This is a genomic window from Parenemella sanctibonifatiensis (genome assembly GCF_002250565.1).
In the GTDB taxonomy this organism is placed as follows: domain Bacteria; phylum Actinomycetota; class Actinomycetes; order Propionibacteriales; family Propionibacteriaceae; genus Parenemella; species Parenemella sanctibonifatiensis.
Map to the genome: position 1 here is coordinate 228,256 of NZ_NMVJ01000009.1, position 18,262 is coordinate 246,517.

Below are 18,262 nucleotides of genomic sequence, written 5' to 3' on the forward strand. Positions count from 1 at the left end.
GGGAGCGGACGTGCTGAACATCGGATTGTCGATACGCGGGGCGGGGTGGCATCCAGCCGCCCACGACACCGGCGAGTTTGGGCCCGGGCGGCCCCGGGACTGGAGCGCCCTGGCCCGCCAGGCTGATGGGGCGGGCGTCGATCTGCTCAGCTTCGAGGATGGGCCCGCCCTCGACGGGGTGTCGGCCAGCTTCGACTCCTTCGCTCTGGCGAACTGGCTGGCGCCCCAGACCGCTCGCATCGGCCTGCTGCCCACCGCGACCATCACCGCCTTGGAGCCCTTCCACACCGCCACCGCCGTCGCCACCCTGGACCACACCTCCCATGGGCGAGCCGGCGTACGCCTGCGAGTCGGTTTGCTCGAGGCCGAGGCCCGCGCCGTGGGGCGCCAGACCTGGCTCAGCCGTGCGCAGTTCAGCACGCTGTCGCCCGACGAGATCAGCGCGGCGACCCTGCCTGGCTTCGACGAGGCCTGGGAGTTCGGCCAGGTGCTGCGGCTGCTGTGGGACTCCTGGGAGGACGACGCCGAGATCCGCGACCTGGCGACCGGTCGCTTCATCGACCGCGACAAGATCCACAACCCCGGTTTCCGGGGCCACCACTTCTCGGTCCACGGCGCGTCGATCACGCCGCGGCCGCCGCAGGGGCAGCCGCCGGTCCTCGCGCTGGCCCATCAGCGGATCCCCTATGAGTTTGCCGCGGCCGTCAGCGACATCGTCGCGATCACCCCCTTCAGCGGCGGCGACCGGGAACGCATCCTGGTCGAGGTGCGTGAAGCGGCTGATCGGGTGGGCCGGGAGGGCGCTCCGATCAAGGTCTGGGGCGACGTCAACGTCCATTTTGGGCGCCTGAACCTTGATCAGTTCAGCAGTGACGCGCAACTCGTCGCCGGCTCCCCCGGTGAGGTCCTCGAGCAGTTGGCTGCCTTCTCCGAGGGGCTGGACGGGATCCGAGTGCGTCCACTCGACACCAACGCCGACACGACGATCTTCCTGGCCGACGTGTTGCCGCAGCTGCGGTCCGAGGTGCCCACCGGGCGTACGCTGCGCGACCGCCTCGGGTTGGTGCCCGCACCCAACCAGTACGTGGCCGCCCCCGCCTTCACCGCTGACTTCCGCGCCGCCCACCGACTGGAGGCATCCGCATGACCGCTCCTGACACGCACCGCCAGATCCACCTCGCCGCGCACTTCCCGGGCGTCAACCAGCAGACCGTGTGGTCCGACCCCGAGGCGGGCAGCCAGATCGACTGGGACTCCTTCCGGCGCTTTGCCGAGATCGCCGAACGCGGGCTGATGGACTACATCTTCCTCGCCGAGGGGCTGCGCCTGCGCGAACAGAACGGCCAGATCCACGACCTCGACGTGGTGGGGCGGCCCAACACGGTCGGTGTGCTCTCGGCACTGGCTGCGATCACCGACCACATCGGCCTGGTCGGCACACTCAGTGCGACCTACAACGAACCAGCCGACCTGGCGCGGCAGCTGCGCAGTCTGGACGTTCTCTCCGGTGGTCGGGCCGGCTGGAACGTCGTCACCACCACCAACGCCTTCACCGGGGCCAATTTCCGCAAGGGCGACCACCTGCCGCACGAGCAGCGCTACCTGCGGGCCCAGGAGATGATCAGCGCGCTGGCCGAGATCTGGGCGGCGCCGCTGGGTGGCGAGGTCTCGCTGCGCAGCCGCTACTTCGACGTCGACGTGCAGCAGACGCTGCCCGCCAGTCCCCAGCAGGCGCCGGTCCTGGTGCAGGCCGGCATCTCTTTGGAGGGCCGGGACCTGGCCGCCCGCAATGTCGAGGTGATCTTCTCCCCGTTCGGTCAGCGCGAGGCCGGGCAGGACTTCCGCAGTGATCTGGATGACCGGCTCGGTGTCAACGGTCGGGCCCGCGAGGACCTCATCATCATGCCCGGCATCTCCTTCGCGCTCGGCGACACCGAGGCGGAGGCGCAGGAGCGGGCGTACGCGATCCGTCGCGCCCAGGTCAGTCCGCCGACCGCACTCGCCTTCCTGGAGCAGATCTGGGGGAGGGACCTGCGGGCGTACGACCCGGACGGTCCGTTGCCCGACATCGACCCCAGTGAGGACGATCCCGTGCTGGGGCGGGTGCCCCGCGAGCGCGGTTTCGAGGCACGGTTGGCCAAGGCCAACCAGTGGCGCGCCGAGGCGGAGCGGGGCGGTCTCAGCATTCGCGACCTGGCCGTGCGGGAGTACGGGGCGCCGAGCGTGGTGGGGACGCCGGAGCAGGTCGCCGACGAACTGATCGCCCGCGTCGATGCCCGGGCTTGCGACGGCTACACCTTGATCGGTCACCTGGTGCCCGATGGGCTGGCCGAGTTCGTCGACCGGGTGGTGCCGATCCTCCAGGAGCGCGGCGCCTACCGGGCGGAATATCCCGAGGGGGCGACGCTGCGCGACCTGCTCGGGACCACCGCTGCCACGCCGGTGCCGCTGGAGACCGTTGCATGACCGCCCGGGCTGCCCGACTGATTGATCATGGTCGGACGGAGGCTGCGCAGTGCGTCACTTTCGTGGGCGCGGGCCCGTCCGCCGCCGGCGTACTGGAACGGCTCGCAGAGAATCAGGCCGTGCTCGACGCCCGGCCGCTGGTGGTGCACCTGATCGACCCGTATCCGCCCGGGTCGGGGCACATCTGGCGCGACCAGCAGTCCGGGCTGCTGAAACTCAACTCGATGGCCGGTGACGTGACCATGTTCACCGACGAGACCGCGACCGTCGACGGGCCGGTCGCGCCCGGGCCGGACCTGGCCGAATGGGCGGCCGGCGTGCGCAACGGAGACATCGCCGTTGACCTCGGGGACGAGTTGGCCGCGGAGGCGGCGCGGTTGGGGCCGGCGACGTTCCCGACCAGACGATTGCACCAGCGCTATCTGGCGTGGTGCCTGAATCGCAGCATCGAGCGACTGGCGCCCGGATCGCAGGTCCGGTGGCACACCGATGAGGTGGCCCGGGTCGAGGAGGGACCCGGCGGTGCGCAGATCGTGGTGCTTCGCTCCGGGGTGGAACTGACCACCGACCTGGTGATCTACAGCTTCGGGCATCTGGGATCCCGGCCGCAGGGGGATGCGGTCAGGTTGGCCGAGTTCGCCCGGGCGAGCGGGGCGACCTACTTCCCACCGGCGTTCACCGCCGACGTCAACCATGATCAGATCCGGCCCGGTGAGGAGGTCTTGGTGCGGGGGATGGGGCTGGCAGCGATCGACCTGATGGTGCTGCTGGCTGTGGGGCGCGGTGGCCGCTTCGTACGCGATGGCGGACTGCGGTATCTGCCGAGCGGGCGGGAGCCCAAGCTGCTGATCGGGTCCCGGCGAGGGGTGCCGTACCGCTCGAAGATCGCTCAGGAACTGCGCGGGCAGCTCTATCAGCCGCGCTATTTCACGCTGGCGGTGGCGCGGGAGATCGAGGCCCGCGGCAGCATCGACTTCCGGCGCGACCTGTGGCCGGTGCTGCGCCAAGAGATGCTCCACGCCTATTACCTGGAACTGTTCACCGGCTCGCCGGCACGGGTGAGGCTGGGCTGGGAGGAGTTCCTGGCGCGGTTCGACGAAGCCGACCTGGAATCGGCGGCGTACGCCGATCTGATCGCCGAGGCGGTCCCGGATCCGGCGGACCGGCTCGACCTGACGCAGCTCGACCGACCGCTGGCCGGGGTGGAGTGCGCGGACTCGGCGCAGCTGCAGGCGTGGATGCGGGACCACCTGCGTACCGACCTGGAGCGGCGCACCGATGCCCGCTTCAGCGAAAACTCTGCGCTCTTCCTGGGAATGCTGCGATCCTTCATGGCGCTGGCGGAGCTGTCGGCCTCGCCGGCGTGGCAGCCGGAGTCCTATCGCCGGGAGTTTCGCGGCCGCTGGTTCAAGTTCTTCAGCTACATCGCCTCCGGTCCGCCCGGGGAACGCGTCGAGGAACTGATCGCGTTGAGCGAGGCTGGGGTGGTCGAGTTCCTGGGGGCCGATCTGCAGGTGGCGACCGACGCCGAGACCGGTGAGTTCGTCGCCACCACCACGACCCTGCCGGGGGAGCGCCGGGCGAGGACCTTGATCGATGCGTGGTTGCCCGACCCCAGCATCGACGACACCGACTCGGCTGTGCTGCGGGATCTGATTGATTCCGGTGCCGGTCGCCAGAAGGCCGCCGGCACGATCCCGTCCGGATGCCTGGAGGTCCGAGACGTCGACGGACGCCTGATTCGCGCCGACGGTACGCCGCACCCTCGTCGGTACGCCGTCGGTCCCGGCACCAGCGGGCCCCAGGCCGGCGCCTTCAGCCGGCCACGCACCAATGCCCTGAGCTTCCGGCGCTGGGATGCGATCGCCCGGGCCGTCCTCACGGAACTGGCCGCGCTCCGGGAAGGTGACGAGCCGGAGCGGGCAGCCAGCTGAGATGTCGATCGCGCCGTGGCGCCGCTCACCCCTGCAGTGTCCGCCTGGGGCGTACGCGGTGGGCGGGGGCGCGGAAAAGTATGACCCTGACCGGCGATAAAGTCCGCCACATGAACTCCAGCGAGGATCCGCCGTGGATCACCCTCGAATGGGCCACTGACCAGCCGGAGCGGATCATGGTCCGCGACGGCTGGCGGGACGAGGTCGAACCAAGCGTCCTGCTCAACCAACTTCACCGTCAAATGATCAAGCTCGCTCAGCGGCCGGGGAGCTACCGCCCCAGCCTTGGTGATGTCCGGATCGAAGATCTGGGCGAGTTCGCACTCCTGATCCAGGAGGCGCGCGATGAGCGTCACCGTAACGAAGCCCCACCCGTCGAGGTTCGGACCCGACATTTCACTGTTCGTTGGCTCCGCGGTCGAGTCCTGGCGGTGACCTGCCAGGACGAGGACTGGATGCGTCGGGTCGTCACCTCGGAACTGGTCGAGGAACTCATGGAAGCTTGCACCCCGCCGCCTCCCGATGAGGCCGGCACCGCACAGAAGCGTCTGGAGCGCTTCGTTTCTGAAAGGAAGAAGTGATGGGTGGATACACCCAAGAACAGACGTTCTTCAACAAGCATGTGACCTTCTGGTACGAACTGTGCAAGGAGCTGGACGGCGACTGGCAGGCGATGAACCTGGTGCCGGAGTTGCCGCCCTTCTCGGCCGAGTTCGACGGCACCCTCAACGAGCTCATCCCGGCGCTCAACACTTCGTTCGAGAACATCACCAACAACCTGCTCAACTGTGGGGTGGCCACCGGCAAGATGGGTGACCTGCTGCTCGAGACGGGCAAGTCGTACGGGGTCACCGAGGAACAGGCCGAAGAGCTGGCGGATGTGGTGAACGAAAATGACTGATACCGCAACCCTGCGCGAGCTGCACCGTGAGCTGGTCGACAACCGGGACAAGTTCGAGGGCCAGATCTCGCACTCCCGGGAGATCGCGTACTCCGACTGGGGCCTCCAGTATTCGGTCTATGGCAAGTCGGTCGACAGCGACCAGGAGATGCACTGGCTGTTCAAGAACGACCCGGCGACGGAGAAGAAATACGCCACTCCCAGTGTTGGCAGCATCTTTTCCTACAGCGATGGATCGCCGGCCTACTTGTATGGCGAGCACATCGAGGTCATGTGGTGGGAGTCCTCCCCGCAGGAGGAGGTGCAGGCGTGCCGTGACGATTTGGAGAAGGCCCAGGAGGAGGGCGGCACCCTCTCAATGATGAACGAGACGGACCTCGACAGCCTCGTCGAGGTGCCGCAGACCTTGGCGCGGACTCGCGAGACCCTCCAGGATGCGCGCAGCACGTTCGAGACTCGCAAGGCGGAGGCTGAAACTCTGTCCGGGGCGGGTGGGCCGTGGTCCGGTGGTGGCTACACCAACTACACCACGGCGCTGAGTGCCTACATCTCCCGGTTCGACACCATGATCAGTGACATCGACAATCTGATGGATGCTCATCCGCCGCTGGTGGACAGGGTCGTGGACCTGTGCAACGCGGTGCTGCAGGTCTACATCGACAGTGTCGACGAATGCATCGGGCTCCTGAAGGGTGGCATCTCGCTGACCTCAGGTGTCCCGTCCTGGCAGTCCGCAGCTTCGGCAGCGCTGGACGTCATCGGCGACGCGGTCACCAAGCATCACGAGGAACTGCAGGAGAAGCTGACGGAGTTGCGGGACACCTTCGAGTTCCAGGCTTTGGTCGACACGGCATCGAACATCGATCTCGGCCCGTGGCCGCTGCCGCAGGGTATCGACAACACCTGGACCGACTGAGCCAACCCCCTGAAGCGTCCGCATCAGGCGGCAGTGAGGCTCCGTTGGCTTCCGCTGCCGTCTGGCACGGACGCTTCGTGGTGCTCGTGCTTTGGTCTCAACGGACGCCCGTTGTCGGTGAGGACAGTGCCCTCGCGCTCAGTGGGCCCAGGACTCCCGCGGCGGGATGGGCTGCCAGGGCCAGCGATCGACCTCGTCGGGGTCGGCGTATCGCAGGATCGGATTGCCTCGGATCGACAATCCCCAGAAGAGAATCCGTCCGCACTCCTGGCAGCTGAGGAAGCTGGCAACGGTGTATTTCCGCTCCGATTCGAGCAGGGCGGTCATGTCGGTGAGGGCCACGTCACCGCGCAGCACCTGCATCCGTCCGGCTGCCACCCGATCGGCGAGCTCCGCCGTGGTCGCGTCGACGTCCCACGGGATCGGCCCCTGGCTCGGGACTCCGACGGTGCCGCAGGCGGTGCAGTTCTCCACCTGACAAGTATCGGGCGTCCGGCTCCTACGGGGACCTGCCCGGCGGAGTCCGGCGCGGTTTCGCGCCGGTTTTCTGTCCCGTGGCGGCGCTGCAGACAACGCCTGGATCTCCCTCTAGGCTCAGAGGAAACCCGATTCCGGGGCCACCCAACGAAGGGATCACCCATGCGTACCGTCCTGACCTTGCTGACCGCAGTGGTCCTTGCCTTCGGCATGATGCCGAGCCAAGCTGCCGCCCAGCAGGACCTCATCATCCACGTCGCGCCCGACGGATCCGACGCCAACTCCGGCACCGCCGATGCGCCGATCGCCAGCATCAACCGCGCCAACGAGATCGCCACCGAGGCGGCCGCCACCGGCGACATCGAGGTCCGGCTCCAGCCCGGCACCTACGAACTGCGCAACCAGAAGTGGACCTACCCGTCCGCCGCCAGCGTCACCTTCGCCGCTCGGGGTGGCGTCGCGACCTTCACCGGCAACAACAACCACCAGGACTACCTGCTGCGTATCGAGCCGACCGAACGAGCCCGCAACATCACTCTGGACGGGCTTGCCTTCCGCAACGCCACCAACGGGCTGCGCGTCATGTACGCCGACAACGTCGCCATCAAGCGCGCCACCTTCACCGAGATCGGCAATGCGTACGGTGGCGACGGCGTCGGGTACGCCGGGCTGCAGTTCCAGCACGTCGACGGGGCCCGGGTCTTCTCGCCGGTCTTCACCGACATGATCAACAGCCGCAACATCGGCTCGATCCACGCGGTCTACATCGCCAACGACGCCGACAACGTCACCATCCTCAAGCCGGAGATCCGCCGCGTCACCGGCGATCCGCTGCGCTTCCGCAACGGTTCGGACAGCTTCCACATCATCGGCGGCTCGATCGAGCAGGCCGGCATGTTCTCGGCCTTCTCGGAGTTCTTCAACACCAACTCCAACGAGGCCCGTTCGCTCGACGCCCGCATCATCGGCACCAAGGTCGGCCAGGGCTATGACGCTCCGTATGTCTTCGGCACCACCGGCTGTTACCCCAGCGGCAGCCCGGTCGTGATGGACCCGTTCTGCGACATCACCGACGGCTCCCGCGCGGCCTGAGGCGGCACCGAGCTCGGCGCCGCCTGATCGCCCTGAAACGTCCGCGCCACGCAGCGGCGAAGGTCAATATCACCTTCGCGGCCGCGTGGCGCGGACGTTTCAGCGGATGCCCCGGCTCAGCGGGGGCAGACTCAGCTCGGCGGGGTGTCAGTGATCCGGCAGTCGCTGATCGGCCCACTGCCGGACCGTACGCAGGAGGTCCGGCCCAGCTCGTAGGTCTCTCCCCGGTAGTTCTTGCCGGTGGTCACATTGATGAACGAACCACTGGATCGGATCTCCGGGGTGGAGGCGTTCGGGTTGTACCACTCGGAGAACGCGGAGCGGCTGCCAGCCGACGACATGGTGCCGCCGTTGATGACGAAGTTGTCGGTGCCGTTGCGGATCCGGAAGGCATCGCCCGACACCCGGGTCGCGGTGATGTCGACCAAGGTGACGTCGTCGGCGTCGTTCGCCGCATACACCGCATGCACCAGTCCGGTGGTGTCGGTCCCGTCGAGCGTCTGGTTGTTTTCGATGTCGGTCCAGACCGGGTTGGTGACGGTGATGTCGGTGACGTGCTGCAGGCTCAGCGCGGCGTATCCGATCGAGCCCGGTGACCAACGGTTGCCGATCTTGTCGAACTTCAGGTTCTGCAGGGTCGCGTTGGTGGTGTTACGGACCTGCAGCCCGTTGGTGGCGTTGGTGAAGCGCAGGTCGCGCAGGATGACGTTGCGGATCCGCTTGTTCTCGCTGGCCGGCGGCCCGATCACCAGCTGATAGTTGCGGTGCGTGCCCTGGCCATCGAAGGTCGCCGTGCCGCTCGTGGTGCGGATGGTGAGCTTCTTCGAGTCCGCATAGGTCCACTGGTCACCCATGTCGGTGTAGGTGCCGGGCGCCAGGAGGACGTCGATGCGGTCGGTGGGCTTCTTGGCCGTGGCGATCTCGTTGGCTCGGCCAATGGACTTCACTGGGGAAGCGGCGGTGCCGGAGTTGGCATCCGACCCGGTGGGGGACAGATGAATGGTGAGTTCGGTCAGTGCCGCGGCGGGTGGTGCGCCCAACGCGACGGTGACCAGGGCGGCGGCGATCATGCCGACCAGGGCGGACAGGCTTCGGGTTTTCATGCTGACCTCCAGGGGGTGGGTTGCACTGGAACGTCCGCGTCAGGCGTACGTCGTGACCGATGCGTCCACGACGACGCGCAGAAACGGACGTTTCAGGGCCAGCCGGTTGGCTGGCGAGGTGCTCACGACCCTACTGGTGGCGATGCCGGCGGGCTGGCGGACCCCCTGAAACGTCCAGCCAGCGCAGTCGTCGAGGTGCCATTGGTCGTGGCGGCTGGCTGAGGCGGACGCTTCAGGGCTGTGCCCGCGTCGGGCCGGTGGCGAGTGAATGGTGGGCAATGTGTGCGAACGGCTGGTCAATGTGTGTGGGCGGGGCAGAGGCGTGTCACCCGTTGCTAGCGTCAACCTCGCCATGGTCGCTACAACGAGGAGGCCGACGATGCGCATGCGACGCCGCACCCTGCTAGCCGGACTTGCCACCGCGCCCGCCGCCACCCTTGGGGGCATCAGCGGTGGCACAGCCCACGCCCAGACGATCGATGATCGGGAGCGCTTCGATTCTGCGTATGCGGCATCGCCGCCCCGGGACGATCTCAACAACGAGACCGGTGGATTGGCATGGGGGACGTCCTATCTCATGAACGCCCTGGTGCGCATGTACGAGGCGACGTGCGATCCCTCCTATGTCCAGGAGCTCGCTCGGGTGGGTCGCAATGTCCTTGCTCAGCGCGACTCAGACCGGGGCGTGACCGACTATCTGGGGCGATCCGGACCGGTCTGGCGCACGGCGGGGAACTACACCGCTGCCGTCGCGGAGATCCCTGATGCCGCAGGCATGCCCACCCTCGACGTCCGCTATTCAGGTCCGCGCTCGAGCGAGGCGACCGTCGACGTGGCGGTGGCCGGGGACAGCTTCAGCCTGGTTCTGCACCACCCGTTGCACGACTCGAACACGCTTGAAGGCCTCAGCCTGGACCAGGCCAGCCCCGACTTCGTCGAGGATCGCGTCCATTCCGAGGCCTACGGGGCCGGAGCCCGGTGGACCGCAGTCGTGCGTGGCGGCGCTGCAGCGCTGCCCGAGGCCGGTGCCTTCCCCTTCCGAGCCCTCTATTACGCCTTCGCCGTCCACACCGGCCAGATCAGTTATCCGCTCGCGGCGTTCGCGCGTCTGGTGCTCACCAATCCCGCACTGTCGGGCCATCAACGCACCGCCCAGGAGTTTGCCGCCGCAGCACGGGAGGCCGTCGCCTTTCACGACGAGGAGTGGCGGGAAAGCGGAGCCGACCGAGGGGACTACGTGTGGCCGGTTGGTGCCCCACTGAACTTCGACGGAACGATCCAACCGTTCAACCAGAGCCATGGTCTGGGGCAGACCATTGCCGAGTTGCAGCGGATCGAACCGACCGCCGAGTACGCCAACAAGGTGGGTCGGATGGTGCGCAGTTGGCGCAACGATCGGGTGCTCCTCGGGGACGCGGCGGTGTGGTCGTACTGGCCGACCTATTCCGAGGTGTATCGCGGGTGGGCTCGGGGCGAAGTGGAATCCACCTACACCCCTTCCTACGGGGCGACCACGAGCGCGGAGGACCTTTCGCACGCAGCCATCACGATCGAGTTCCTTCGTGCGGCCCAGCAGGCTGGGGTCGAGGCGACCGAAGGCGACCTCGCGAGTTTGGCCGCCACCTACCGTGAGTTCGTCGTGCGCGACACCGACCACGTGTGGGGTCGTGTCGACGGAAGCGCCGAGGCGACCGCGAGTCAGGTGTCCCAGATCGGGCGCTGGTTGCCACTGGCCGCGCAGGGGTCCAACCTCGAGAGTCACATCCGTGCGGTGTACCTGAGCTCTGGCAGTCCGTCGAGAGGCCTCAACACGGCGTACCTGCACTGGGCCAGCGTGGACGGCTGGACCTTGAGATGCAGCGGGCGACGGCCGGTGCGGCGCCCCCGCTGACCACTGCGCCGAGACCAATCCGGGCCGGCGATGCCGGCGGGCGGACGCACCCCCTGAAGCGTCCAGCCAGCGCAGTCGTCGAGGCGCCATTGGTCGTGGCGGCTGGCTGAGGCGGACGCTTCGGGGCGTGCCCGCGTCGGGCCGGTGGCGACGTCAGTGGCGGTCGAGGACGGCCTCGAGGGCCAGCAGCCGAGCGACCCGGTCAGCGATTTCGGCGGCGGTGGTGAGGCCGGCGAGATGACGGCCGTACCAGTGGACGAGGCTGGTGGTCTCACGAAGCAACTGGAGCTCACTCACGGCGGCCACTTCGGCGTCGGTGAGCGACACGCGGCTCAGGTAGCCACGCCGAAACGCGTTGTCGACAGGCCAGGGTCTCGGTCCGGGCCAATCCTCGCGCGCGAATCCCCACAGCCCCGCCGCCAGGTCCATTGCCCGGATGCCGGGTCCGGCCGTCTCAAAGTCGAGGATCCCGCTCACCCGACCCTCGAGCATGAGGACATTGCCGGGACCGAAGTCGCCGTGGATGATGGCCCGCGGAAGCCGCCGCAGTGGCGCCTTGCCCACCCGTGCAAGGATCCTGGCCACCTCGGACCGGTGCGCTCCGGCCGCCATCGCGACCACGGTCGGGTCCGGCACCAGCGGATGGACGTGCCGCAGGTCGCCATCCCAGGTCGGGTGGGGAGGCAGCTGCCGCTCCTCAACCAGGGCCATGGCCGCATCGAGATCGGCCAGCGCGCGGCCGCACGCCGCAGCCGCGACCGGGTCGCCGCGCCGCGGGGGCTCGCCCGGGATCAGGCGGCTCACGCTGGCCCGAATCTTCTCGCCGTCGATGGTCTGCTCGACCACGGTCCGACCGTCGGCCGCGGGCAGGGGCGTGGGCAGCGCGAACGGCACCTCGATCAGCCCGAGCAGCGTGTGTTCGTACGCCGTCGACCCGACATTGCGATGCAGGCGCAGCACGTGGGCGTCGCCGACCGCCCAGGTCTGGTTGTTGGTGCCGCCCGACAGCGGGCGTACGCGCTCATCGGTCAGGCCCCAGTGCCCCAGCAGCATGCCGACGAACGGCGGCACCGGCGCGCCCACCGGGTCAGCCGAGTTCGCTGGCGAGCACCGCGGCGCCGATGATGCCGGCGCGGTTCTTCAGCTCGGCGGGGATGATCGGGCAGGGGAGGTCCAGCCTCGGCAGGAACTTCTCGGCGTCCTTGCTGACGCCGCCGCCGACCACGATCAGGTCCGGGGAGAACAGGAAGCACAGGTGGTCGTAGTAGTCCTGCAGCCGCTTGGCCCACTCCTTCCACGACAGGCCCTCACGCTCCTTCGCCGAGGTCGCCGCGTCGCGTTCGGCGGGGCCCTTCTGGCCGGCGAGGTGTAGGTGGCCGAGTTCGGTGTTGGGCACCAGTACGCCGTTGTGGATCAGCGCGCTGCCGATGCCGGTGCCGAGCGTGGTCAACAGCACCACACCCTCGACGCCCTTGGCGGCGCCGTAGCGAACCTCGGCCAGGCCGGCCGCGTCGGCGTCGTTGACCAGGTGGACCTCGCGCCTGAGTTCCTTGGTGAAGAGGTCGTCGGCCTCACAGCCGGCCCAGGCTTTGTTGATGTTGGCGGCGGTCTTGACCACGCCTTGCTGGACCACGCCGGGGACGGTGATGCCGATGGTCGAGTCCGCAGGCAGCTCGTCGGAGAAGTGGTCGAGGATCTCGCGGACCACCTCGACGACGTTGTCGGGAGTGGAGTCCTTCGGGGTCGGGATCCGCAGCCGGTCCGCCGCGAACTCGCCCTTGGTCAGGTCGACCGGGGCACCCTTGATGCCCGAACCGCCGAAATCGATGCCCAGTCCCCACCCGCTGTTAGCCATGGGCATGAGCCTAGCGATCCCAGTCCGCCCCGCGCGACGTCACCGGCCTCACTCGGCGCGCTTGCGGGCCCGCCACGCCGAGATCACCATGTCGTCGATGCTGTGACGCATCTGCCAGTCGAGGTCACGGGCCGCCAACTCTCCCGTGGCGACGATCTGGGCCGGGTCGCCGGGTCGGCGATCGCCCATGTCCGGGGTGAACGCGATGCCGGTGCCCGTGGCCATCGCATCCATGATCTGCCGCACGCTCAGCCCGCTTCCCGAGCCGAGGTTGTAGACGGCCTCCACCGGTTCGCCGGCGAGCATCCGCTGGGCGGCTGCCACATGGGAGTGCGCCAGATCGGCGACGTGGACGTAGTCGCGTACGCAGGTGCCGTCGGGGGTGTCGTAGTCGTCGCCGAAGATCTGCGGCGTACGCCCGTCCAGCAGCGCCTCGATGACCAGCGGGAAGAGGTTGTGGGGGCTGGCGTCGAAGACCTCCTCGGTGCCGGAGCCGACGACGTTGAAGTAGCGCAGCGAGGTGTGCCGGAAGCTGATGCCGGCCAGGCCCAGTGCGCGGGCCTGGTCGGCGATGAGCCACTCGCCGACGAGCTTCGACTCCCCGTAGGGGGACTCGGGGCGGGTCGGGTTGTCCTCGGTGACCAGGTCCACATCGGGGGTGCCGTAGACGGCGGCGCTGGAGGAGAACACCAGCCGGTGCACTCCGGCGGCGGCCATCGCGGCCAACACCGAGGCGGTGCCGGTGACGTTCACCCGGTACGTGTGCAGCGGCCGCTCCACCGAGACTCCGGCGTACTTGAAGCCGGCGACGTGGATGACGCCGGCGCAGTGGTGGTCGCGCAGCGCGGCGGTGACGGCGTCGGTGTCGTTGATGTCGGCCTGGACGAAGGGGACGTCGGCCGGGATGAAGTCGGTACGCCCGCTGGACAGGTCATCGAGGACGACCGCCCCGAGCCCTGCCTCGGTCAGTGCGCGGACCACGTGCGCTCCGATGTAGCCGGCACCGCCGGTCACGAGCCAGGGCATGTGCATGGGTCTCCCTCAGTTGCTGGTCTTGTCCCGGTGACGTTCACGGTACGCCGCCTGGTGGGCGCGGTTGGCGCACAGGCCGGTGTCGCAGTACTTCTTGGAGCGGTTGCGGGTGAAGTCGACGAAGACCATCTGGCAGTCCGGGTCTCCGCACCAGCCGAGCCGGTCGAATCCGTCGGCGCGGAAGAGGTCCACCAGCGCTAGGGCGACCTCGACGGCGAGCCGTCGCGGCAGCGGAGTGTCGGAGCTGGTGGGGTGCAGGTGCCAGTCCTCCCAGCCCTCGTGTCGTACCAGCTGGGGCACCAACGGCCCGTCGCGCAGCACCGCGTTGACCAGCTCGACGCGTTCCTCTTCGGACGGGGCGGCCCAGATGGCGCGCAGGGTGGTCTTGAAGGCCAGCACTTCGTCGAGTTCGGCGCGGGTGCGGGAGCGGTGGCCGGTGTAGCCCTCGGCATCGAGCCAGTCCTGCAACTGGGCAACGGTGCTGAGCTCCAGGCCGTCGGGCTGTCCTTCGTTCGCGAGCGCCACGGCTGAGGCCAGCGCGACCTGGGTGTCATGGGCGAAATCCATGCGTGGCCCTTTCCTCACCCCCCGCGGACTTCACGGAGTCATGGGTCGAGCCTACCCAACGCCACCGGTTGCAGGGGCCGTGCCGACAGTCGTGGACTGGGTCGCGACGAGAGGCGTGCGTCAGGGGCAAGAAGGCGTTGACTCCTTATTGGGCAGCCCCTAGGATCCAATGGGCGTACGCGTGTTTGGTCGTTACGCAATCGGATGCAGGAGGATGCTGTGAAGCGGGGAAGTGGGGTGTTCTGGGCGCTGGTGGCGGCCGCCTCGTTCAGTCCGGCGGGGGCGTTGGCGGTGGCCTTGCAGCAGGCCGGCTGGTCGCCTGCCGCGGCCCTGTTGGCGCGGGTCGGCGGCGCCAGCCTGATCCTCGCGATCCCCACGGTGCTGACGATGCGGGGCCGGTGGCACGTCGTGGCACAGCAGTGGCGGTTGATCCTCGCGTACGGGTTGATCCCGGTGGCCGCCGCCCAGTTCGCCTACTTCCAGGCCGTGCAGTACATCAACCCGGGCACCGCGCTGCTGGTCGAATATCTCGGCCCGGTGCTGCTGGTGCTGTGGCTGTGGGTACGCCACGGGCGGCGCCCCAGCCGGCGGACCGGCGTGGGCATGGTGGCGGCTGTACTCGGGATGATGCTGGTCATCAACGTCTTCGCCGGCATCACCGTCAACCCCGTGGGGCTCACCTGGTCGGGCCTGGCGGCGGTGTGCCTGGCCGTCTACTACGCCCTGTCCGCCGGCGATCACGGCGGCCTGCCGCCGGTGGCGCTGATCTGCTTCGGCATGGTCATTGCGACCGTTGCGGTGGTGGCCGGTGCCGGCGTCGGCGTCGTGGGCCTGACCTCTGGGCCCGGACCGGCCGTGCTGGCCGGCATGGAGGTGCCGGTGCTGGCGGTCGTTGCCCTGATGGGTGTGGTGCCCGGCGCGGTCGCCTTCATCGCCGGCATCATGGCGGGCCAGCGGCTCGGCTCCACGGTCGCCGGCTTCTTCGGACTGCTGGAGGTGGTCGGCGCGATCGTGGCGACCTGGCTGCTGCTGGGCGAGCTGCCGCAGCCGATCCAGCTGGTCGGCGGCGCGGTGATCCTCGCGGGAACGGTGCTGGTGAAGCTCGGCGAGAGCCGGCCGACAGAGGAACTGTCCAAGCTGCCCCTCACCCCGGTGCCCGAGGTGGCCGCCAAGCTCGCCTGAGGCCGAGGCCGCTCAGCTGGCCGCTCGGGCCCGGGCAGCCTTGGCGGGGTGGGCGAGCACCAGTGCCAGCGCGTCGCTCGGGTCCAGACAGCGAGCGGACTGGTCGACCGGCCCGGGGGTGCTGTCGAAGCGGACAGTCGCCAGCCGGAGCAAGCGGGTCCGCGGGCCCTGGACCATGCGTACCGACTGGTGCTTGGCGATCGGGGCGACCTCGGTGCGCAGGTCCATCCAGCCGCTCTCGGTGATGACGTGTCGGTCGTTCCAACCCCACGCCAGGTTGCCGGCGCTGAGCGGGTGCCGCCAGCGAGCCCGCTTCGGTGAGGGCTGCAGCTCGATGTCGGCGAGGTCGAGGTCGGGCAGCACCGCGCGCAGTGCGATCAGCGTCTCGGCCCGTGTGCCGATCGGCAGCAGCATCCCGGACCGCTGACCGTCCTCCTCGGACTTGTGACCGCCGAGCACCTCGATGTCAATCTGGTAGCGGTCCAGGAACCGCCACAGCCACGGCTGCTTGATGCGTACGCCCTGGATCCGGTCCAGCGGGACGGACTGGCTGGTGAGGCTGGTGAGGCCGCGGGTGATCCGTAGCCCGCCCGGCGAGCCGAGCAGTTGGTAGTGCCACTGGCTCAACACGCGCGTGCCGACGGTGCGGATCACGCCGATGACGGCGCCGAACATGGCCGGCAGCGCGAGCAGCAGCGCCGGGTTGATCAGGCTCGCCAGCGGGATCACCACGATGACGAGGATCGAGATCAGGAAGTCGGTCGACAGCACGGCGCCGAGCACCAGCTGCCCGGGGGCGACCCGGATGATGGGGGTCTCGTCGGCGCGGATGGCGGTGGAGCTGTACGCCGCTGGGTCGGCGTCGCCGAAGTCGCCGACGCTGGCATCGCGGTTGCCCAGCGCGCGGGCGACCAAGAAGTCGCGGACCCGGTGCGCCTGAGCCTTGCCGAGGTAACGCAGTCGGGTGGAGTCCTTGCTGCCGGCGTCGATGCTGACCTCGGCCAGGCCGAGCAGTCGGGCGATCAGCGGCTGGGTCAGGTCGACCGACTGGATCCGTTCGAAGGGGATCTTGCGGGAGGTGCGCGACAGCCACCCGGTCTCGATGCGTACTTCGGTGTCGTCGATGACGTACTTGGTGAACCACCAACTGGCCACGCTGGCGATCCCGACGATGAGGATCAGGCCGCCGGCGATCGCGAGGATCCACTGGATGCTGGGGATCTCACCGGTGTTGGCGAACTCGCGGCCCACAATGATGACACCGGCCAGCAGCAGACCCCAGCCACGCACCAGTGGGCTGAGCGGGTGGGGACGGCTGAGGCGGGCCTTTTCCGGCGGGGCCTCAGTGGGCTCCGGGCTGGCGGCCCCCGGGGGCATGGAGAGCTCCGCGGTGCCAGCGGTCTCTGGAGTCGCGGCAGTCTCGGCGGTCTCCGGGTGGGCACGTTGGGGTGCGTCGGGGGCGCCGGTGGCGTCCTCGGGCGGCAGCATCCGGCGCGGTTCGGGGGGAGTGGCGTGTTCGCTCACAGTCCCGATGCCTGCTCTTCGCCGAGGGCGGTGAGGCGCTCGCGCAGGTCGTCGGCCTCGGCCGGCGGCAGCCCCGGCAGGGTGGCATCGGTGGTGGCGCTGGCGGTGACGAAACTCAGCGACGCGATGCCGCACGCGCGTTGGATCGGGCCGGACTCGACTTCGACGACCTGCAGCCGGCCGTACGGGACGATGGTGAGCTGCCGAAACATCACGCCTTTGGTGAGGTAGAGGTCGGTGTCGCGCAGGGCGTACGCGTGCGACTTCCACAGGGCATCCATGCGGATCCAGCGCCAGATGCCGATGACCAGCCAGATTGCGCCTGCGCCGATCGCCCACGCCAGGTCGAGCAGGAAGCTGAGCCCGACCCCGGTCGCGATCGCGAGCACGGCGTAGGTGATGGCGACGTTGACGCGCAGATAGGTCCGGTAGCCGCGATGCAGCGGCTGCCAGTCAATCCCCTCTGGTCGGAACGGGTTCATCGGCTCCCTCGGTGTCGGCCGGGCGGTTCACTCCAGCCATGGTGGCAGGTCGAGACAATCGGAGTCATTCGTCCTCGTCGGTGCCGGTCAGGCGTACGTCGACCCCGGCCTGGAAGACGAAGCCGCGCAGGACCACCAGCGGCCGGCCGCTGGGCGGCGGCTGCAGTTTGGTGGTTTCGACGCCGGCCATGAAGACCACCGCTTCGTTGCGGAAGTCGACGCCCGGCGGGACGATGATGTCGAGCCCGCCCCACATGCAGAAGACGTTGATGTAGACCACATCAGCGGTGAGGACGGCGTCGGTGAGGTCGATCTCACCGCCGCCGGCAAAGGTGAAGCTGTAGCTCTGCTCGGGAACGCGCCAGGCGCCGCCACGGGTGTTGCCGCCGAAGACGGCGATCATCGGGGCGTTGGACTCGCCCGCGGCGGAGTGGTCCACCCGCATCGGGGCGACGTCGCTGCCGGCGGTGGTGGCCGGCGCCGAGGAGGGGCGCACGGCGGGCAGGTGCTGGCTGGGTGAGCCGGTGTAGGTCGCGGCGAGCGGATCGTGCGCGATCAGGTCGTCGGTGAGGCCGATCAGGTCGCCGATGGTGCGGGCGCCCATGGCCTGGGTGGTGCGTTCGGAGTGTTCCTCGCGGTCGAGACGGCCTTCGGCGTACGCCTCGTCCAAGATCGTGGTGATGGTCGCGCGGTCGGCGTCGGAGGCGCGATATCGGCTACGGTCGGCGGCACTGCTGGGGTCAACCACGGCCACCATGCTACGGCACGAGCGCGCGTTGGCGCCGGTGAAATTGCGGCACGCAGGGGGCGGCTGCCGTGGTGGCTGGGGCGGTGCGGCTA

Annotated in this window: 18 protein-coding genes; 9 read left to right on the forward strand and 9 right to left on the reverse strand. The window is 68.8% G+C overall.

Translation table 11 applies throughout. From position 1 onward, the window contains the following. Window positions 1-10 precede the first annotated feature (10 nt). The 6 genes from CGZ91_RS11615 (at window position 11) to CGZ91_RS11640 (ending at window position 6,217) form a co-directional block, all read left to right on the forward strand. The gene (locus CGZ91_RS11615) at window positions 11-1,147 is read left to right on the forward strand and encodes an LLM class flavin-dependent oxidoreductase (protein WP_094455340.1); all 1,137 of its coding nucleotides are present in this window, start codon (window positions 11-13) and stop codon (window positions 1,145-1,147) included. After that, window positions 1,144-2,466, forward strand: coding sequence for an LLM class flavin-dependent oxidoreductase (locus CGZ91_RS11620; RefSeq protein WP_094455342.1), 1,323 nt, complete (start codon window positions 1,144-1,146; stop codon window positions 2,464-2,466). Before CGZ91_RS11615 ends, CGZ91_RS11620 begins: the two co-directional genes overlap by 4 nt. Next, on the forward strand, window positions 2,463-4,400 hold the full coding sequence (locus tag CGZ91_RS11625; protein WP_094455344.1) for an FAD/NAD(P)-binding protein: 1,938 nt from the start codon (window positions 2,463-2,465) through the stop codon (window positions 4,398-4,400). The genes CGZ91_RS11620 and CGZ91_RS11625 overlap by 4 nt, the downstream gene beginning before the upstream one ends. A 110-nt stretch (window positions 4,401-4,510) precedes the next feature. Further along, window positions 4,511-4,981 (forward strand): hypothetical protein, encoded by a 471-nt coding sequence (locus CGZ91_RS11630; protein WP_094455346.1) that lies wholly within the window; start codon window positions 4,511-4,513, stop codon window positions 4,979-4,981. After that, complete coding sequence (locus CGZ91_RS11635) at window positions 4,981-5,301, forward strand: hypothetical protein (protein WP_094455348.1); 321 nt, start codon at window positions 4,981-4,983, stop codon at window positions 5,299-5,301. Before CGZ91_RS11630 ends, CGZ91_RS11635 begins: the two co-directional genes overlap by 1 nt. Next, window positions 5,294-6,217 (forward strand): hypothetical protein, encoded by a 924-nt coding sequence (locus CGZ91_RS11640; RefSeq protein ID WP_094455350.1) that lies wholly within the window; start codon window positions 5,294-5,296, stop codon window positions 6,215-6,217. Before CGZ91_RS11635 ends, CGZ91_RS11640 begins: the two co-directional genes overlap by 8 nt. 138 nt (window positions 6,218-6,355) lie before the next feature. Here the strand turns inward: CGZ91_RS11640 and CGZ91_RS11645 are convergent, their stop codons facing one another. Further along, complete coding sequence (locus CGZ91_RS11645) at window positions 6,356-6,691, reverse strand: hypothetical protein (RefSeq protein ID WP_094455352.1); 336 nt, start codon at window positions 6,689-6,691, stop codon at window positions 6,356-6,358. A 165-nt stretch (window positions 6,692-6,856) separates the two neighbouring features. Between CGZ91_RS11645 and CGZ91_RS11650 the strand changes: the two genes are divergently transcribed. Next, the gene (locus CGZ91_RS11650; RefSeq protein ID WP_094455354.1) at window positions 6,857-7,786 is read left to right on the forward strand and encodes a hypothetical protein; all 930 of its coding nucleotides are present in this window, start codon (window positions 6,857-6,859) and stop codon (window positions 7,784-7,786) included. Window positions 7,787-7,917: 131 nt separating this feature from the next. On the opposite strand, the gene CGZ91_RS11655 is transcribed toward CGZ91_RS11650, so the two are convergent. Beyond that, window positions 7,918-8,889: a hypothetical protein gene (locus tag CGZ91_RS11655; RefSeq protein ID WP_094455356.1), complete on the reverse strand. Its 972-nt coding sequence runs from the start codon at window positions 8,887-8,889 to the stop codon at window positions 7,918-7,920. A 379-nt stretch (window positions 8,890-9,268) separates the two neighbouring features. Here CGZ91_RS11655 and CGZ91_RS11660 point away from each other — a divergent pair, with 379 nt between their 5' ends. Continuing rightward, a complete protein-coding gene (locus tag CGZ91_RS11660; RefSeq protein ID WP_094455358.1) occupies window positions 9,269-10,780 on the forward strand; it encodes a hypothetical protein in 1,512 nt (503 codons plus the stop codon). A gap of 153 nt (window positions 10,781-10,933) precedes the next feature. Here CGZ91_RS11660 and CGZ91_RS11665 read toward each other — a convergent pair whose 3' ends face one another. From CGZ91_RS11665 to CGZ91_RS11680, 4 genes are read right to left on the reverse strand one after another with little or no spacing between them, the layout of a single operon-like run. Next, on the reverse strand, window positions 10,934-11,863 hold the full coding sequence (locus tag CGZ91_RS11665) for a phosphotransferase (RefSeq protein WP_094455360.1): 930 nt from the start codon (window positions 11,861-11,863) through the stop codon (window positions 10,934-10,936). A gap of 4 nt (window positions 11,864-11,867) precedes the next feature. After that, the gene (ppgK, locus tag CGZ91_RS11670; protein WP_094455430.1) at window positions 11,868-12,635 is read right to left on the reverse strand and encodes a polyphosphate--glucose phosphotransferase; all 768 of its coding nucleotides are present in this window, start codon (window positions 12,633-12,635) and stop codon (window positions 11,868-11,870) included. A gap of 48 nt (window positions 12,636-12,683) precedes the next feature. After that, window positions 12,684-13,661 carry a UDP-glucose 4-epimerase GalE gene (gene galE / locus CGZ91_RS11675; protein WP_094455432.1) on the reverse strand — a complete coding sequence of 326 codons (978 nt, stop codon included), beginning with the start codon at window positions 13,659-13,661 and terminating at the stop codon, window positions 12,684-12,686. A 15-nt stretch (window positions 13,662-13,676) separates the two neighbouring features. Beyond that, the gene (locus tag CGZ91_RS11680; RefSeq protein ID WP_094455362.1) at window positions 13,677-14,234 is read right to left on the reverse strand and encodes a CGNR zinc finger domain-containing protein; all 558 of its coding nucleotides are present in this window, start codon (window positions 14,232-14,234) and stop codon (window positions 13,677-13,679) included. 219 nt (window positions 14,235-14,453) lie between these two features. On the opposite strand from CGZ91_RS11680, the gene CGZ91_RS11685 reads away from it, so the two are divergent. Continuing rightward, window positions 14,454-15,416 (forward strand): EamA family transporter, encoded by a 963-nt coding sequence (locus tag CGZ91_RS11685; RefSeq protein WP_179229342.1) that lies wholly within the window; start codon window positions 14,454-14,456, stop codon window positions 15,414-15,416. Window positions 15,417-15,428: 12 nt separating this feature from the next. Here the strand turns inward: CGZ91_RS11685 and CGZ91_RS11690 are convergent, their stop codons facing one another. The 3 genes from CGZ91_RS11690 to CGZ91_RS11700 all read right to left on the reverse strand — a co-directional run bounded on the left by CGZ91_RS11690 (window position 15,429) and on the right by CGZ91_RS11700 (window position 18,170). Continuing rightward, complete coding sequence (locus tag CGZ91_RS11690; RefSeq protein WP_144276887.1) at window positions 15,429-16,940, reverse strand: PH domain-containing protein; 1,512 nt, start codon at window positions 16,938-16,940, stop codon at window positions 15,429-15,431. Continuing rightward, on the reverse strand, window positions 16,937-17,422 hold the full coding sequence (locus CGZ91_RS11695) for a PH domain-containing protein (RefSeq protein ID WP_094455368.1): 486 nt from the start codon (window positions 17,420-17,422) through the stop codon (window positions 16,937-16,939). Before CGZ91_RS11695 ends, CGZ91_RS11690 begins: the two co-directional genes overlap by 4 nt. Before the next feature lie 64 nt (window positions 17,423-17,486). Further along, on the reverse strand, window positions 17,487-18,170 hold the full coding sequence (locus CGZ91_RS11700) for a DUF1707 SHOCT-like domain-containing protein (RefSeq protein WP_179229343.1): 684 nt from the start codon (window positions 18,168-18,170) through the stop codon (window positions 17,487-17,489). Between the last annotated feature and the right edge of the window lie 92 nt (window positions 18,171-18,262).

Excerpts from the sequence above, each read along its gene's own strand:
- CGZ91_RS11620 (WP_094455342.1), top strand. The coding sequence starts at position 1,144 with ATGACCGCTCCTGACACGCACCGCCAGATCCACCTCGCCGCGCACTTC.
- CGZ91_RS11625 (WP_094455344.1), top strand. The coding sequence starts at position 2,463 with ATGACCGCCCGGGCTGCCCGACTGATTGATCATGGTCGGACGGAGGCT.
- CGZ91_RS11630 (WP_094455346.1), top strand. The coding sequence starts at position 4,511 with ATGAACTCCAGCGAGGATCCGCCGTGGATCACCCTCGAATGGGCCACT.
- CGZ91_RS11635 (WP_094455348.1), top strand. The coding sequence starts at position 4,981 with ATGGGTGGATACACCCAAGAACAGACGTTCTTCAACAAGCATGTGACC.
- CGZ91_RS11640 (WP_094455350.1), top strand. The coding sequence starts at position 5,294 with ATGACTGATACCGCAACCCTGCGCGAGCTGCACCGTGAGCTGGTCGAC.
- CGZ91_RS11650 (WP_094455354.1), top strand. The coding sequence starts at position 6,857 with ATGCGTACCGTCCTGACCTTGCTGACCGCAGTGGTCCTTGCCTTCGGC.
- CGZ91_RS11655 (WP_094455356.1), bottom strand. The coding sequence starts at position 8,889 with ATGAAAACCCGAAGCCTGTCCGCCCTGGTCGGCATGATCGCCGCCGCC.
- CGZ91_RS11660 (WP_094455358.1), top strand. The coding sequence starts at position 9,269 with ATGCGCATGCGACGCCGCACCCTGCTAGCCGGACTTGCCACCGCGCCC.
- ppgK (WP_094455430.1), bottom strand. The coding sequence starts at position 12,635 with ATGGCTAACAGCGGGTGGGGACTGGGCATCGATTTCGGCGGTTCGGGC.
- galE (WP_094455432.1), bottom strand. The coding sequence starts at position 13,661 with ATGCCCTGGCTCGTGACCGGCGGTGCCGGCTACATCGGAGCGCACGTG.
- CGZ91_RS11680 (WP_094455362.1), bottom strand. The coding sequence starts at position 14,234 with ATGGATTTCGCCCATGACACCCAGGTCGCGCTGGCCTCAGCCGTGGCG.
- CGZ91_RS11695 (WP_094455368.1), bottom strand. The coding sequence starts at position 17,422 with ATGAACCCGTTCCGACCAGAGGGGATTGACTGGCAGCCGCTGCATCGC.